Below are 15,361 nucleotides of genomic sequence, written 5' to 3'. Positions count from 1 at the left end.
GGAGCTCCACACCGGAACTCCTGAATTACAAAGGTACTTTGGTCAGCATGTCACGGTCGGTCGCACCAGCAGCTACTTCGCGCAATGCAACAACCGTAGCTTTATCACGGGACTCAACACGTGGAGAGTGACCTTGAACCAATTGACGAGCGCGATAAGTCGCAGCCAATACCAGTTCAAAACGATTTGGGATAGTTTTAAGGCAATCTTCTACAGTAATACGGGCCATGCTGAACTCACTTAAATTAGCTTCAATACCAATAGGATACCCGATTAGACCCCTAGACGCCTCAAAAGCGCTGGATTACGGGCCATAGCCGGTCCAGAACGTAGACGGCTAGAGGCCAAAATGTGCTTCAAATCCGCTAGAGCCTGCTCAAAGGAATCATTAACTACTATATAGTCCGCTTCATGGGCATGCATGAGCTCCACATGAGCAGCGGCCAAACGGCGCTGAATGGTTTCCTCATCATCCTGCCCTCTTTTACGCAGGCGCTCCTCTAGAGCCTCAATCGAAGGTGGAAAAATAAAGATCCACTGTACCGACGGAATGAGCTTACGAATTTGTTGTGCCCCTTGCCAATCAATCTCAAGCATCACATCATTACCCGCTTGCATTTGAGATTCAATCCATGGTTTAGATGTGCCATAAAAATGGCCGTGCACCTGCGCCCACTCTAAAAAATGTCCTTGATCACGTTCAGCAATAAATGTTTCTTGTGAGGCAAAACGATAATCCTTGCCATCTACTTCGCCAGGTCTTGGGGATCGTGTAGTTGTCGATAAAGATAATTTCAGCGCTGGATCTTCGCTTAATAAAGCATTCACCAAAGAAGATTTGCCTGCACCCGATGGTGCAACAATCATCAACATACTGCCTTGATAAGGGGGTGTCGAGCTTGGCTTAGTCATGTATTTATGTCATGCATCTATAAATTCAGTCGATGAAATTACTCAAGATTTTGAACCTGTTCACGCATTTGCTCAATCAGAAGCTTAAGCTCGAGAGCAGCCTGGGTGCATTCTTCAGATACTGACTTAGAGCTCAGGGTATTAGCTTCACGGTTCAATTCTTGCATCAAGAAATCTAACCTCTTGCCTACAGGACCCTTTCCAGCTAAGGCAGTCTGCACTGTATTTAAGTGCGTCTTGAGACGAGCGAACTCTTCAGCCACATCAATACGCACTGCATAAAGAACCACCTCCTGACGAATGCGTTCCATCAACTCAGAACCAATGCCTTTACCCAATTCTTGGCCGGCCAGAGATTCCGCCAAGCGTTCAGTAAGTTTTTCTTGATATTGCACCACATACTCAGGAACCCTGGGTTCGATCTTGGTGATGATTTGATACATCTTCGTGGCGATATTAGTCAGCACGACTACCAAAGCTTTACCTTCAGCTTGGCGACTCTTCATGAGCGCGTCTAACGCTGCACGGCCCGCTTCAACCGTTGCAGCAATCCATCCTTCTTCTTCACCACGAGGTTCAACAACAATGCCAGGCCAACGCAAGATCTCGCCAATACTCAACTCTCTAGCTTTGGGGAAAATGTCTTGAGCACGCTCTTGCAAGGTATAGAGCGCGTCAAGACGGTCTTTGCTGATTGTCCCTAGAGCATGGGCATCAGTTTTAGCGGAGCCAGTCCCAGCATTGGAATTAGTGTTATTGATGCGCCAAGCCGCCCGAAACTCCACTTTTCCACGGGATAAGCTTTGGGCTGTTATTTCACGGAGGGCAGGCTCCGCAGCACGGCATTCATCTGGAAGACGAAAGCCCAAGTCCAAAAACCGGCTATTTACAGCACGGCACTCTACCTGCAGATCAGCCACCACCCCAGCCCCTAGGGAGACTTGGCGAGAAGCGCTGCCATAACCAGTCATGCTCGATATCATATGGACATTGTAGATTCTTTATTTAGGACCCCGCCATGAGTAGCGCCACCGTAGCCAATATTGCCCGTCCAAGCGGTCGTAAGCCCAAAGACTTGCGTCCTGTCACAATCTCACGCAGCTTTACCAAGCACGCAGAAGGTTCTGTCCTGATTGCCTTTGGTGATACGAAGGTTCTGTGTACAGCCAGCATCCTAGATAAGGTGCCGCCACATAAACGAGGTTCTGGCGAAGGCTGGGTTACCGCTGAGTATGGCATGTTGCCTCGCTCAACACACACTCGTAGCGACCGTGAAGCAGCCCGTGGCAAACAATCCGGGCGCACACAAGAAATCCAGCGTCTGATTGGTCGAGCAATGCGTAGCGTCTTTGATCTCAAAATTTTGGGTGAACGCACCATTCATTTAGATTGCGATGTATTGCAGGCGGATGGCGGCACTCGTACTGCATCGATTACAGGAGCTTATGTTGCTGCTCGTGATGCTGTCAACCAATTACTCAAAGACGGTACCCTATCGCAAGATCCCATCATTGATAGCGTTGCTGCTATCTCTGTAGGTATTTATCAAGGCGTACCCGTATTAGATTTAGATTACCCCGAAGATTCTGCTTGCGATACCGATATGAACGTCGTCATGACTGGTAAGGGCGGCATGATTGAAGTACAAGGTACTGCTGAAGGCACAGCCTTCTCGAGAAGTGAGCTCACCGCCCTGTTAGATCTGGCGGAGCAAGGTATTAATGAGCTCACGAAGCTACAAATTCAGTCGCTGAAATAATCTCTTTAAATAATCTCTTTAATAGCTTTTTATTCTATGCAAAAGCTGGTTCTTGCTTCCAATAATGCGGGTAAGGTGCGCGAGTTTGCTGCCCTGCTTGCGCCTTTGCAGTTTGAAGTGATGCCTCAAGGTGCACTGGGCATTGCATCGGCAGAAGAACCACATCACACCTTTGTTGAAAATGCTTTGGCTAAGGCGCGTCATGCAAGTGCTGTCAGTGGCTTGCCTGCACTTGCCGATGACTCTGGTATCTGCGCCCATGCATTAGATGGCGCACCTGGCGTTTTATCGGCACGCTATGCAGGTGAACCGGTAAATGATGTGGCGAACAATCAAAAGCTCATTCAAGATCTAGCAGGCAATATCAATCGTGGAGCGCACTATGTTTGCGCCTTAGTATTTGTAAATAAGGTCAACGATCCTGAGCCTTTAATTGTGCAAACACGTTGGTATGGCACTGTTATTGATGAACCTAGGGGGTCGAATGGTTTTGGCTATGACCCACATTTCTTCTTAACACAATTGGGCTTAACTGCTGCAGAACTAGATCCAGAACAAAAGAATGCGATTAGTCACCGTGGTCAAGCACTGCGAGAACTCATTACTCAGCTCAAATCTCGTAGAGAGTTATCAATCTAGCGTGACTAATTTACAAAAACCGCTTCAAATGCAAGCGGTGAGCCTAACAGCACTTCCGCCATTGGCACTCTACATTCACTTTCCTTGGTGTGAAAAGAAATGTCCCTACTGCGACTTTAATTCGCATCAAATTAAGAAGGATGGCGTCAATCAATCGGGTTTTGATGAGAAGCGTTACATCAAAGCGCTCATTGCCGATTTAGAAACTGAGCTACCGAATATTTGGGGACGGCAAGTCCATAGTATTTTTATTGGTGGTGGCACCCCCAGCCTACTATCACCTGAAGGTATGGATGAGCTACTCTGCGCCATTCGGGCGCGAGTGAATTTAGAACCCGATGCCGAAATCACGATGGAGGCTAATCCTGGCTCTATCGAAGCGGAAAAGTTTGCGGCGTTTGCTAAGTGTGGCATTAACCGGGTTTCTATTGGCGTACAAAGCTTTGATGATGCAAAGCTTCAAGCTTTGGGGCGTATTCATAATGGGGCTGAAGCTCAACAGGCTATCGCGATTGCGCTAGAACACTTTAAATCTGTCAATCTGGATCTAATGTATGGACTTCCCAATCAAAGCCTTACTGATGCGAGAGCAGATGTGCAAACTGCTCTATCGTTTGGCACACCTCATCTATCGTTTTACAACTTAACTTTAGAGCCCAATACTTACTTTGCCAACTTCCCACCAAAGCTACCGTCTGATGATGTCGTTGATGCCATTTTTGAGCAGAACTTAGATTTACTTACTAAAGCAGGCTATGCACGTTATGAAGTATCTGCGTATGCCAAGAAGAATCAAGAGTGCAAACATAATCTGAATTATTGGCGCTTTGGTGATTACATCGGCATCGGTGCTGGTGCACATGGCAAGATTTCATTTCCGGATCGCATCACGAGACAAGTGCGAGAGCGTCATCCAGAAACTTATATGTCTTCCATGGAAAACAAGGGTAATGCACTCATCGAGTCTAAAGTTATCGAACCTAAAGACCTTCCTTTTGAATTTATGCTCAATGCCCTGCGCCTTACTGGTGGGGTTGACACCCATACTTTTAGCGAGCGCACAGGCCTGCCGCTGAGCATGATTAGCAAAGGACTTGAGCAAGCTAGCAAGAAAGGCTTACTAGATGAGGACCCCAGCAAGCTCAAAGCAACTGAATTAGGTTTGCGTTACCTCAATAATCTTCAAGAGCTGTTTTTAGACTGAACTGATAGCTGTTGGATTACTTACCAGTCCAAATCGGTGGCTCACCATTTAAAAACGAGGCCACACCGTTTTTAAAGTCTGCACTGCCATAGGTTTCAGAAATCAAATCCGTACAATCAGGCAATTGATTACGCAGCAATCTGGCCAATGTGAGCTTGCTCGATTTTTGAGTAATCGGCGCCAATACAGAAAGTTTTTTTGCTAGTACATCCGCTTCTTTGGCAAGGTCTTCTTGTTCATAGGTGGCTAGAAGATAACCTTGTTGCAGCAATTGCTCTGCGGGTATGAGTTCAGCGAGAAGCAACATCCGCTTCACAATATTGATGCCCAGGTGGGCAACTAGCCAAGCCACATTGCCAGCAGATAAGCAATTACCTAAGGTTCTGGCAATTGGCACACCAAACTTGGCATCTGGTGTTGAAATACGAAAATCGCAACAGCTCGCAATCGCCAAACCGCCGCCAACAGCCATTCCATCGATTACCGCAATAGTTGGTATAGGCAATAAGGCCAAAGGACTTAGGTAGTCATCAATGCCCTCTTCATAACGCACGCCATCTTGGCCACTGGTAAAGCTTGCAAATTGGGCAATATCACTCCCAGACACAAAAGATTTTCCGCCCGCACCACGTAATATAGCCACCCGAATACTTGGATTTTTGGCAATGTCTTGGCAAATCGTTTTGAGACTTTGATACATGCCAACCGTCATCGCATTGCGAGCGGCGACATGATCAAAAGTAATGTAAGCAAACTGGTCGCGTAACTCAAGAGTGACTTGTGCTACGCGTTCATTATTTCCCTGACCAGCTTGAGACATCAATTACTCAGCTTTAATGTTTAAGCTTTTGACTAAGCGTTGATATTTGAGTAACTCCGCATTAAGGAATAAACCAAATGCTGCAGGTGTTGCAGGACCCTCCGGCTGCAATCCTTGAGAATCTAAAGTCTTCTTAATTTGTGGGTCAGCCATAGCTGCTTTAACTGCCTGATCGATCTTGTTGACCACTACAGGGTCCATGCCTTTGGGGCCCATTACAGAGTACCAATTGGTCACATCAAAACCAGTAATCCCAACCTCACTAAATGTAGGGACGTTTGGCAAAATCGATAAACGCTTTGGTGTGGAAATCGCTAGGGCTTTTAAATTACCGTCCTTAATTTGCTGCAAGTTCGGCGGCAAAGTATCAAAGTTCATTGTGATTTGACCGCCGAGCAAATCGATAATCGCCTGACCGCTCCCTTTATAAGGAACGTGATTTAACTGAATACCGGCAATCTTGGCAAATAATGCACCAGCCAAGTGTTGAGTGCTACCAATACCTGATGAACCATATGTCATTTGACCAGGATTGGATTTTGCCAAAGCAATTAATTGCGATACAGAATTAACGGGTAGCGAAGATTTAACAACCAATACATTAGGCACATAGCCCAAATAAGTAATGGGTGTGAAATCCGTTGCTGGGTTATATGGCACATTAGTTAGAACATAAGGTGCAATCGCATTGGAATTGGAATGGCCCACTAATAGTGTGTAGCCATCAGGCGTAGATTTGGCAATTTGATCTGCGGCAATCGTTCCAGCTGCGCCAGACTTGTTTTCCACAATGACGCTTTGACCCAGAATCTCACCCATCTTTGGAGCGATTGCTCTAGCAACAATATCAGTGCCACCACCGGGTGCAAAACCCACTACCAAGCGAATCGGTTTTGTTGGGTATGCAGATTGTGCAAAGCCAACATTAATACAGGCTAGCATGCTTAAAGCTAGCAATGCACGTGATGCAAGGGCTTTACTCAAAAAAGATTTAGTTATTAAATTTAGTAAGGCATTGTTCAAAATACGGTCTCCAAGTTTCTTCTAGTGTTGTATTTTTATAGTGCATTTGTGGTGTTTGCTACTATTGACCCCATTCTATACATAAAAATTAATGAGCCATCCATGAATTCCCCTATATCCGCACAAGGGTCTAGTTCTAGCCGCCCCCTTCCTCTAGCTGGAGTGCGCGTACTTGACGTAAGTCAGGTGATGGCTGGGCCTTACTGCTGCATGTTGCTTGCAGACTTAGGCGCTGATGTGATCAAAATTGAGCCGCCAGGCACTGGCGACCAAACCCGAGGCGCAATGGGATTCAAGATGAAAGGCTCAGACAGCATGGGCTTTTTGAATATGAATCGCAACAAGCGCAGCCTGACTTTGAATCTCAAAACAGAAGCAGGGAAAAAAGTATTTTTCGAGGTTGTAAAAACAGCTGATATCTTGGTCGAAAACTATCGCCCTGGCGTCATGAAAAAACTCGGTATTGATTACCCTTCATTACAAAAGATCAATCCCGGCTTGGTATACGCGAGCATTTCCGGGTTTGGCCAAAGTGGTCCATGGGCAGACCGACCTGGTTTTGATTTAATGGCTCAAGCCATGTCCGGCGTCATGAGTGTGACTGGCTACCCCGATGGCCCACCAGTCAAAGCTGGTGTTCCTGTAGCCGATATTGGTTGCGCACTTTTTGCCGTGTATGGCATTTTGTCTGCTTACATTGGTAAAACTAAAACTGGTGAAGGTCAATTTATTGACGCCTCCTTATTTGATTCCGCATTAGCATTTTCGATTTGGGATACCGCGCAGTACTGGGGTACTGGTGTTGAGCCCTACAAGCTTGGCACTGCTAATCACATGAGCGCCCCCTATCAAGCCATGAAGGCTGCTGATGGTCACTTCGTGATGGGCGCTACTAATCAAAAGCTATGGAAGCTTTTATGCGACAAGATTGGCAGACCTGAACTGTTTGAAGATTCTAGGTTTAAAACCAATCCACTTCGCCTAGCCAATCGCAATGAACTTGCAGTAGAGCTGGAGAAAACCTTTGTTACGAAACCCGCATCTCAATGGGTAGATGAATTACTTGCTGAAGGTATCCCTGCGGGCCCGATTAATACTTATCCAGAAGCATTTGATAGTGAACACGGCAAACATCGCAAGATGCGCATGGAGATTGATCATCCTATTGAAGGCAAAGTTCCTAATATTGGATTTGCAGTCAAAATGATGGGCACTCCACAACAGGTGCGCAAACACCCACCACTATTGGGTGAGCATAATGCCGAGCTACTTCAAGAGCTGGGTATTGCTGGTGATGAGCTCAAAGCCTTAGAGGCTGGTGGTGCGTTTGCACCTTAGTCTCTGAGAGATTTTTCTTTAAATTTTTAAAAGAGCTTGCTTGTAAGGTTATAAAATCTGCAACCATGCAAGCGCACTCTTTATCTTTCTTATTTGCTTTACCGTCAGCTTTGGTACTGGCTATGGGGCTAACTTTAGGGTTTATATCAACTCAAGATGCCCATGCCGTAGACTTGCAACCGAATGACATTGTTGCTCCGCCACCCGATATCACCGCTTTTACTCTTACTTACTACAGCACTCAAAACACCACTTACTACAGTAATGGGACAGCGCTTTCTAAGGGCCCTTACGCCAATCCAGTGATCAATACCAATAGCGCTATTGCTCGCATCTCACACACCTACAGTCTAGCGGGACTACCAGGAGTGAGCTATGTTCAATTGCCATACGGCACTGCTTGGCAAGGAGGTTCTTTAGCCTCTTATCCAGCAAGCACTGGTATTGGCGATACTGCATTAGCCACTGCTCTTTGGCCATACTCCAATCATGAAACCCGCACTTACTTAGGACTTGCTGCTTATCTTGGCTTGCCAACGGGTACTTATAAAAGTAGCCAAGCATTTAACCTAGGACAGAACCGCTATTACTCTGATGTGCAGATGGGTTTTCAGACACCTCTTGTTGGCAAAGTTGATGGTGCCATTGCAGTAGATACCATGTTCTACGGTGGCAACAGTCAGTGTGCTGCCGCTTGTTTCTCCCCTACCAATGTAGCCTTAAACCAAAAACCCCTTACCACCACTCAGATGGGCCCCATTTACAACATCAACCAAACTTTTACGGTTGCCGCGAACTATATCTACGTGGCTGGTGGCGCACAGTCGGTTAACAATGTTTACCAGAACAACGTGATTAATACCCAACGCTATTTACTGAGTGCTGTTGCTAGAACGCCTTATGGGCGATTCACTATGCAATACGGCCGCGACATGGAAGTCAAAAACGGGTTTATGCAAACCGAACTCTTGGCATTGCGATACCACTACGCTTTTTAAAAGCGCTTAAGACTACTCACCAGCAGTAATAGCCAACTCCTGAGCTGCAAATGGATCTTGTTTGGGTTTAGCCGATTCATTTCCAGTTATCTTAGGTTTAGTGCCCGGCATTAGCTCAAAATCGGGCTTAAAGATTGTCAAAGTAGATCTCAGTTGATCAAAGGCTTTACGATCGCCAACAAATTTTGCCTTTCTCTCTGCTTGTAGTTGTTCAAAGGTAGCTTGACCACCCATCACTTTTTCGAGATCACTACGGTTAACAATCACTGTCAACGTTGGGTTGTTGGCCTGCTGACCTTTGATATTGGTCAGTGCAGAGTTACTCATCTCGATTACGAATTTCTCACCATTGTCTGGCGTCGATAGATTGATGGTGAAGTTCATGCCAGCAGCTTTCTTACTATCCATGCTAATAGCCAATGAATTTAACCAAAGCTCGGTAGTCATCGCCTTAATCATGTCGGGGCCATTGGATTTTGGTGATGCACCAGAGGGCATACCATGGCGAAGTTCATATGCCGCGCCCAAGAAGCTATTGCGTACGCTTGGGCTTTCCTTTTGGTAACCAATTTGCTCAAAGATATCAGCCAACAAATCTTTAGCGGCAGTGTTATTGGGTTGTGCATATACCAGCTTATTCACAATCTCCATTGCTTCGCGATACTTGCCTTGCTTATAAAGTTCACGGCCTTTGATCATAATCTTTCCTGAGCCACCCATCATCTCTACGTACAGTGGAGCAGAATCTTTTGGCGACAAGGGAATCAATGTTGCCGGATTAGCGTCCCAGTAGCCAAGGTAGCGGTTTACTACAGCGCGACTGTTATGCTCTTCAGAGCCATGATAGCTGTGGGCTGCCCACTGCGATCTCAAACTCTCTGGCTGCTTGTAAACATTATGAATTTCATTGATCGTCACCCCATTATTTGCTAGATGTAAAACTTCATTATTGAGATGCGCATAACTATCTCTCTGAGTGCGCATCACCTCTTGAATGCGCTCATTACCCCAACGTGGCCAGCTATGAGATGCAAACATCACTTGAGCATCATTGCCGTAGCGATATAAAGCATTATTAATATTTTTAGACCATGCTAGAGCATCACGCACTAAAGCTCCGCGTAGTGTGTAGATGTTATGAATGGTGCCTGTAATATTTTCTGCTGCCCAAATTGCCTTGAACTGTGGGAAATAAGTATTCATCTCCGCTGGCGCTTCGGTGCCTGGTGTATTTTGAAATTCCATCTCTATACCATCAACCATCATTTTTTCAAATGACTGATTGATATAGACATTGGGCTCAATCAAACCTAAGTTTCCAGCAGCTGTATTCTTACCAATCGATTGGTCCACGTGCCCAAAAGGGCTGCGAGGCAATAAAACACCATACTGGAAATACATCCGGCGGGTCATAGCATTACCAGCGTAGACATTCTCGGCAACAGCATGATCCATAAAGCCTGCTGGCGCAATTACTTTTACCTTGCCACTTTTAACATCAGCCTCATCTACCACACCACGCACACCACCAAAGTGATCGCCATGGGAATGTGAATACACCACTGCCACGACTGGGCGTTTGCCAAGCTTTTCATTAACCAACTCTAGAGCAGCTCTAGCAGTTTCTTTAGCAGTGAGGGGATCAAACACAATCCAACCAGTATCGGTTTTAACAAAACTGATGTTTGCTAAATCAAAGCCACGCACTTGATAAATCTTGCCAGGCACAACTTCATAGAGTCCGTACCCCATATTGAGAATAGCTTGACGCTGCAATGATGGATGAACACTATCAAAATCCTTGCCTTGTAGCAGAAACTCATAGCTACCCATATCCCAAGCTACGTTACCCGCGTCGGCCATAATCGACTTATAAGCAGGCGCTGCTATAAACCCACGCTGAGATTCTTCAAAGTCGCGCTTATCTTGAAACGGCAAGGTTTTACGCAAGCCATTTTGGAGTTCGACGGTGTAACTCGATGGCGCCCTCCCCTTGGGATCAAAGTGCTTACCCTCCATCGCTCCTGGATCAGTAACTACACCACCCCCGCCTGCAGCAAATACTGAACTAGCACTTAATAAGGAAAGGAGTAAGGCAAAAGCCAATGAGGAAGCGATAACGATTGGGATAGATTTGATGTTCACAAAGAGTTCCAAAAATATGATTTCTGAAACTCCATGATAGGTTGTGTCATACACATGGCAATTAGCCATTGAGCTAACTTAAACTACTCTAAGCACCTTGATCTATATCTTCAATAGGCAAATCAAATACAAACTTAGCGCCACCGCCCTCATTCGACTCATAGTTAATAGAGCCACCATGACGGGTAACGATATGCTTGCATAGCCAAAGCCCTAGACCCATGCCTGACTGCTTAGCGCTAGAAAGCAATTCAAATAAATGTCTTTGGGCCTCTTCCGATACCCCAGACCCATTGTCCGCAATCACAATCCGGATAAAACCATTATTGAGGTGCTTACCCTCAATCGTGATTTGCTTATTTGCAACTGAAGATATGGCCAGAGATTGAATCGCATTATTAATTAAATTTAATAAAACTTGGCGCATCTCTCCTGGGTTGGCAATTGCTACTAGACCATCCTCTATACGCAATGCTATCTGAATTTTCTTGGAGGCAATTTCGGGTTTCGTAATACTTAAAACAGATTGAAATAGCTTGCCTACATTAATTTTTGTAGAAATCAAGGCTTCATCGGAGAAAATCGAGCGCAATGATTTAATAATAGCAGCAGCACGCTGATTATCAGAAAGCAAAGTGTCTAATATCTCTTTCTGTAAGACTGGATTTAATTCGCCCTCGGCTAACTTCTTTTGCAAAAATTGAATGTTCAGGCTCGAAGCGCCTAAGGGCTGATTTAATTCATGTGCAATGGAGGCTGATAATGCGCCAGTACTTGCAGTTTTATTGGCTCTTAATAATGAATCAATTAAAGACTCTCGCTCCTTCAATAAAGTCTTAATTTCCTCATTCTCTAATTGAGATCTAGCATTTGACTTGGCAATTTGCTCAGCCCAATAGCTACCGATTGCAATGTAAGACAAGGTATTCATCACCAGCTGGATGATCGTAAATAGGATCAAGACTTGCGGAATCTGCTCAATTTGCCGAATCGTCAAAGAAGAAACGACCAAAATAACAAAACGTCCAACGGCAAAAAATAATTCGGCTGAGCTTGCGTATTGCAAATAGGCTAGCTGGCTAGATGGCTCCACCTTCCTCTTTTTACGTACTTCATATATTTGCCATACATAAAAAATGCTTGCCAAAATACACATGAAGCCAGTGCGAATCTCAAAATTACTAGCATTTCGCATCCATTCAAAGGCAACTAAAAAAACAAGTGTTGAAAAAGCAAATCCGACTTTCTGGGCCTTTGAGACAGGACGGTTAAGAGAGTGACAAAATAAAGCCTGCAACACCGCCGCCAAATAAAACAAGGAATTACCAATGGTGAAATTAAATGCGGGCTTGGCAATATCGTCCACAGTGACGATACCTGCACCAAAAATAAATAAAGCAAGCATACTGGCAAGCAATGAGCTCATCCAATATGAATTTGGTTTTACAGAATCTTGAGATCTAAAGTAGTGATAAATACCAAAAAATAGGCCCATCTGAATGATGGCCAAAATAAAGAAGTAAAGCGCTATCAATACCTTCATAAGCACTATCGTACAACGAGCAAGATGTCTAAATGATAGTTCGCCATTATCCCCAGGGCTAGCACCACCTAGGGTGACTTACAATTTGTCTTTGCCTTTCTTTAGCCACATCGTGGCATCTATTGCGCTTTAATCATGCGGCTACATGCCCGAATCTTTGCCACGCTTTTTTGTATGTTGATTGCGTTAATGTGTAGCAATTTGCATGCCCAGTCCGCCTTATACAACGCCACCAATAATTTCCTAAAGAAAAGAGCAGATGCCTTTATGACTATAACGGGGTACTCATTAACCCCTGATGTCACAACGGGATCTTTATCGATTCGCAATGGTGGCGATGATTCTGACTTAAGAATGATCTCTCTTGGTGGCGGCGATCGCATTAGTGCGAACTTCCCACTTTACCTAGAGGGAACAATGGCGATCAATCGCTACAACCCAACCTTTATTGATGGTATTGGCAGTAGTTCTGCCACCGTCCCCGTTCACTGGAACAGCGTTACTGGCACTGGTGGAATTGGCTGGGATTTTCCCATCACGGATGAGCTACGATTTAGACCAATTGCTAAAGTCATGCTGGGGCACTTAGAAAGTGATCTGTCCATCGCCTCTCGCGTCATCCAAAATCGCACTGGCGTTGATATGCAATTCCTCAATGGCGGTCGCATGAATTCTTATGGTCTTGGTGGCTCCTTGATGCTCGATTATGAGAATTACAAACCCGATCAAGAGATTGACATCGAGCTGCGCTACACAAATATTCCCGTAAGAACATTTGACACCTCTACTGCTGTCCAAGGTTCAGCGGATTCGCAAAGCCTTGCCATATGGGCTCGCAGCCGTATTCCAACACCGATCATGCTTTTAGACAGACCGCTGCGAGCAGTATTCGAATTAGCTCATACTGAATTCTTGGGCGATCTTCGCGGCGCCTTGGGCTTTGACTCATTATCGTCTGTAGGCACCGGTATTGAGTTAGACAGAAGCGCGTCTGATCCCATCTTCAGCAGAATCAGACTTGTCTTTCGATATCAATTTGGACAAAACGTACGTGGCACATCCATTGGATTGGCTGCTAGCTTTTAATGCATGCGGAGAAATTCACAACTGTCCACAACTTCACACAACTAATACTGCTGAGCTTTTCTCAAAAAAGGTGGGATATACATCTCTGCGTTTGCAGATTCAGTTAAAGAATGGGGCACAAGAGAAGTGGGTTCAGAAACTCTCACCTCTAATGCGTTCGCATAAGTGGCTGCTTTTACAAGCATCTCTTCAAGGTTGCCGTGGAAAGCAAAATAATTCCCCGCTTCAAGAGCAACTAGTTGAACCACAGACATACCGCATTGACTGGCCATAATTGCTAAGTTATGACCTTGCTCCTCCCGAGCTAGTCTCAGTTTTTACCGAGGGCTTTTGCCTCTTTAATTTCTTGTAATGTCGTCATAATCAATGCCCCTATTGATGACCAGTATCTCCCCTAGGAACTTTTGATACTAATTAAGAAAAAAGGGGTTGGCTATTAGCTATAAAGCCAATAAATTCGAATAAAGAGGGGATTGGCGGAAGAGGTGAGATTCGAACTCACGGACCTATTACAGTCGCCAGTTTTCAAGACTGGTGCATTCAACCGCTCTGCCACTCTTCCTTAGATATCAAGCCGGTTGGATTCATGCCCTAGATTATAGAGAACTTTTGATTTGAGCCTCTAAATACTTAGCAATAGCCAAGCTAGACGTTAATCCAGGCGACTCAAAGCCATATAGATTAAAGAGTCCCTGCATACCATGCTCTTGGGGTGTATTGAAGCAAAAGTCCCCCGCTGGCGCATTAGGCGGAACAATTTTGGCCCTCACCCCAGAATAATCCGGTTGCAAGGCCCCATCTTTGAGGCCGGGCCAGTAGCGTCTAACTGCTTCATAAAAGCCCTCGCCTCGTTTGGGATCAACGGTGTAATCGATTTGCTCTTCACGATCAATATCCAGCCACTCGACATCAGGACCAAACTTAGCTTGACCACCCATATCCAAAGTAAGATGCACACCAAGGCCACCAGGTTCAGGAATTGGATAAATCAAATGGCTAAATGGTGATTTGCCAGAGAGAGAAAAGTAATTTCCTTTTGCAAAATAAGCTTTTGGGATTTGATCATTTGAAAGGCCTTCAATCTTTTGTGCTACTGCTGGTGCACTCATACCCGCACAATTAACGAGAAGTTTTGTTTGGATTTGCATGCCATCCGCACCACCAATTTCTAATTGATAACCATTCTGCGCATTATTACCAATCGGCTTCGCGCTGAGTAATGGAGATTGGTAAGCAACCATACCACCCGCATCCTCAAAGCCCCCCAGCAACGAGAGCATATAACCATGACTATCTACGATGCCTGTGGTGGAAGAAAGAATGGCTGCAAAACAGTTGAGATTTGGCTCTAAGGTCTTAGCCTCTTGTTCGGTAATGAGCTTGATATGAGGCACACCATTTTGTTGCGCTTTATAAAAAATGGCTTGCAAGTCATTCATCTGGGTCTCATCACTAGCAACGATAAGCTTGCCATATGGTTGTGTAGCCACCTGATGATTGCGGCAATACTCATATAGCAGTCGGTTACCCTCAACGCATAACTTGGCTTTTAGAGAATCCTTTGGGTAATAAATACCAGCATGAATGACTTCACTATTTCTTGCGCTGCTGATGGTGCCAAAAGCGTTTTCACGCTCAAGCAAAATGGTTTCACGACCTTGTAGTGCCATCTCTCTAGCTACAGCTAGACCAACCACTCCAGCACCAACGACAACACAATCAACCTGCTCCATCTATCTGTCTCACCCTATTATTTATTCTGCGTCTTTGTTCGCTATCTTTGTTCTCAATTTTTGCTATTTGTCTTTGATTGGTGTTTACGCTTAGCAAATATACTGAAATCCTAACATTTTCAGTGTTTTAAGGGGGTTTTCATAGAGTTATTGATAAAATC

The 15,361-nt window shown here is 45.1% G+C and carries 15 protein-coding genes and 1 tRNA gene; 6 read left to right on the top strand and 10 right to left on the bottom strand.

The window, feature by feature from the left end:
• Positions 1-25: 25 nt before the first annotated feature.
• From rpoZ to NHB35_RS04750, 3 genes are read right to left on the bottom strand one after another with little or no spacing between them, the layout of a single operon-like run.
• Positions 26-229 carry a DNA-directed RNA polymerase subunit omega gene (gene rpoZ, locus NHB35_RS04760; RefSeq protein ID WP_173955625.1) on the bottom strand — a complete coding sequence of 68 codons (204 nt, stop codon included), beginning with the start codon at positions 227-229 and terminating at the stop codon, positions 26-28.
• Between the two features lie 44 nt (positions 230-273).
• Positions 274-912 carry a guanylate kinase gene (gene gmk / locus NHB35_RS04755; RefSeq protein WP_353433245.1) on the bottom strand — a complete coding sequence of 213 codons (639 nt, stop codon included), beginning with the start codon at positions 910-912 and terminating at the stop codon, positions 274-276.
• A 38-nt stretch (positions 913-950) separates the two neighbouring features.
• Positions 951-1,895 carry a YicC/YloC family endoribonuclease gene (locus NHB35_RS04750; RefSeq protein ID WP_353433244.1) on the bottom strand — a complete coding sequence of 315 codons (945 nt, stop codon included), beginning with the start codon at positions 1,893-1,895 and terminating at the stop codon, positions 951-953.
• Positions 1,896-1,930: 35 nt separating this feature from the next.
• Between NHB35_RS04750 and rph the strand changes: the two genes are divergently transcribed.
• From rph to hemW, 3 genes are read left to right on the top strand one after another with little or no spacing between them, the layout of a single operon-like run.
• Complete coding sequence (gene rph, locus NHB35_RS04745) at positions 1,931-2,671, top strand: ribonuclease PH (RefSeq protein WP_353433243.1); 741 nt, start codon at positions 1,931-1,933, stop codon at positions 2,669-2,671.
• 36 nt (positions 2,672-2,707) lie between these two features.
• Positions 2,708-3,310, top strand: a complete 603-nt coding sequence (rdgB, locus tag NHB35_RS04740) for an RdgB/HAM1 family non-canonical purine NTP pyrophosphatase (RefSeq protein WP_353433242.1) — start codon at positions 2,708-2,710, stop codon at positions 3,308-3,310.
• 28 nt (positions 3,311-3,338) lie between these two features.
• The gene (gene hemW, locus NHB35_RS04735) at positions 3,339-4,514 is read left to right on the top strand and encodes a radical SAM family heme chaperone HemW (RefSeq protein WP_353433392.1); all 1,176 of its coding nucleotides are present in this window, start codon (positions 3,339-3,341) and stop codon (positions 4,512-4,514) included.
• A gap of 16 nt (positions 4,515-4,530) precedes the next feature.
• On the opposite strand, the gene NHB35_RS04730 is transcribed toward hemW, so the two are convergent.
• Both NHB35_RS04730 and NHB35_RS04725 read right to left on the bottom strand, forming a co-directional pair.
• Entirely contained in the window at positions 4,531-5,334 is an 804-nt protein-coding gene (locus tag NHB35_RS04730; protein ID WP_353433241.1) for an enoyl-CoA hydratase/isomerase family protein, read from the bottom strand.
• A 3-nt stretch (positions 5,335-5,337) separates the two neighbouring features.
• On the bottom strand, positions 5,338-6,318 hold the full coding sequence (locus NHB35_RS04725; protein WP_353433240.1) for a tripartite tricarboxylate transporter substrate binding protein: 981 nt from the start codon (positions 6,316-6,318) through the stop codon (positions 5,338-5,340).
• A gap of 141 nt (positions 6,319-6,459) precedes the next feature.
• Between NHB35_RS04725 and NHB35_RS04720 the strand changes: the two genes are divergently transcribed.
• Entirely contained in the window at positions 6,460-7,695 is a 1,236-nt protein-coding gene (locus NHB35_RS04720) for a CoA transferase (protein ID WP_353433239.1), read from the top strand.
• Between the two features lie 65 nt (positions 7,696-7,760).
• On the top strand, positions 7,761-8,693 hold the full coding sequence (locus NHB35_RS04715) for a transporter (protein WP_353433238.1): 933 nt from the start codon (positions 7,761-7,763) through the stop codon (positions 8,691-8,693).
• 12 nt (positions 8,694-8,705) lie between these two features.
• Here the strand turns inward: NHB35_RS04715 and NHB35_RS04710 are convergent, their stop codons facing one another.
• Both NHB35_RS04710 and NHB35_RS04705 read right to left on the bottom strand, forming a co-directional pair.
• Entirely contained in the window at positions 8,706-10,838 is a 2,133-nt protein-coding gene (locus NHB35_RS04710) for an alkyl sulfatase dimerization domain-containing protein (RefSeq protein WP_353433237.1), read from the bottom strand.
• Between the two features lie 88 nt (positions 10,839-10,926).
• Positions 10,927-12,381, bottom strand: a complete 1,455-nt coding sequence (locus tag NHB35_RS04705) for a HAMP domain-containing sensor histidine kinase (RefSeq protein ID WP_353433236.1) — start codon at positions 12,379-12,381, stop codon at positions 10,927-10,929.
• Between the two features lie 267 nt (positions 12,382-12,648).
• On the opposite strand from NHB35_RS04705, the gene NHB35_RS04700 reads away from it, so the two are divergent.
• Positions 12,649-13,467: a hypothetical protein gene (locus NHB35_RS04700; RefSeq protein WP_353433235.1), complete on the top strand. Its 819-nt coding sequence runs from the start codon at positions 12,649-12,651 to the stop codon at positions 13,465-13,467.
• A gap of 41 nt (positions 13,468-13,508) precedes the next feature.
• Here the strand turns inward: NHB35_RS04700 and NHB35_RS04695 are convergent, their stop codons facing one another.
• The 3 genes from NHB35_RS04695 to NHB35_RS04685 form a co-directional block, all read right to left on the bottom strand.
• Positions 13,509-13,721: a hypothetical protein gene (locus tag NHB35_RS04695; protein WP_353433234.1), complete on the bottom strand. Its 213-nt coding sequence runs from the start codon at positions 13,719-13,721 to the stop codon at positions 13,509-13,511.
• Positions 13,722-13,941: 220 nt separating this feature from the next.
• Positions 13,942-14,029 (bottom strand) — tRNA-Ser (locus NHB35_RS04690).
• 34 nt (positions 14,030-14,063) lie between these two features.
• Positions 14,064-15,200, bottom strand: a complete 1,137-nt coding sequence (locus NHB35_RS04685) for an NAD(P)/FAD-dependent oxidoreductase (RefSeq protein WP_353433233.1) — start codon at positions 15,198-15,200, stop codon at positions 14,064-14,066.
• Positions 15,201-15,361 lie beyond the last annotated feature (161 nt).

It is taken from the genome of Polynucleobacter sp. MWH-UH23A (assembly GCF_040409805.1).
Lineage (GTDB): Bacteria > Pseudomonadota > Gammaproteobacteria > Burkholderiales > Burkholderiaceae > Polynucleobacter.
Note: the sequence above shows the minus strand (reverse complement) of the source record. Positions and strands in the feature narration are given on the sequence as shown.

Excerpts from the sequence above, each read along its gene's own strand:
- rpoZ (WP_173955625.1), bottom strand. The coding sequence starts at position 229 with ATGGCCCGTATTACTGTAGAAGATTGCCTTAAAACTATCCCAAATCGT.
- gmk (WP_353433245.1), bottom strand. The coding sequence starts at position 912 with ATGACTAAGCCAAGCTCGACACCCCCTTATCAAGGCAGTATGTTGATG.
- NHB35_RS04750 (WP_353433244.1), bottom strand. The coding sequence starts at position 1,895 with ATGATATCGAGCATGACTGGTTATGGCAGCGCTTCTCGCCAAGTCTCC.
- rph (WP_353433243.1), top strand. The coding sequence starts at position 1,931 with ATGAGTAGCGCCACCGTAGCCAATATTGCCCGTCCAAGCGGTCGTAAG.
- rdgB (WP_353433242.1), top strand. The coding sequence starts at position 2,708 with ATGCAAAAGCTGGTTCTTGCTTCCAATAATGCGGGTAAGGTGCGCGAG.
- hemW (WP_353433392.1), top strand. The coding sequence starts at position 3,339 with ATGCAAGCGGTGAGCCTAACAGCACTTCCGCCATTGGCACTCTACATT.
- NHB35_RS04730 (WP_353433241.1), bottom strand. The coding sequence starts at position 5,334 with ATGTCTCAAGCTGGTCAGGGAAATAATGAACGCGTAGCACAAGTCACT.
- NHB35_RS04720 (WP_353433239.1), top strand. The coding sequence starts at position 6,460 with ATGAATTCCCCTATATCCGCACAAGGGTCTAGTTCTAGCCGCCCCCTT.
- NHB35_RS04715 (WP_353433238.1), top strand. The coding sequence starts at position 7,761 with ATGCAAGCGCACTCTTTATCTTTCTTATTTGCTTTACCGTCAGCTTTG.
- NHB35_RS04705 (WP_353433236.1), bottom strand. The coding sequence starts at position 12,381 with ATGAAGGTATTGATAGCGCTTTACTTCTTTATTTTGGCCATCATTCAG.
- NHB35_RS04700 (WP_353433235.1), top strand. The coding sequence starts at position 12,649 with ATGACTATAACGGGGTACTCATTAACCCCTGATGTCACAACGGGATCT.
- NHB35_RS04695 (WP_353433234.1), bottom strand. The coding sequence starts at position 13,721 with ATGTCTGTGGTTCAACTAGTTGCTCTTGAAGCGGGGAATTATTTTGCT.
- NHB35_RS04685 (WP_353433233.1), bottom strand. The coding sequence starts at position 15,200 with ATGGAGCAGGTTGATTGTGTTGTCGTTGGTGCTGGAGTGGTTGGTCTA.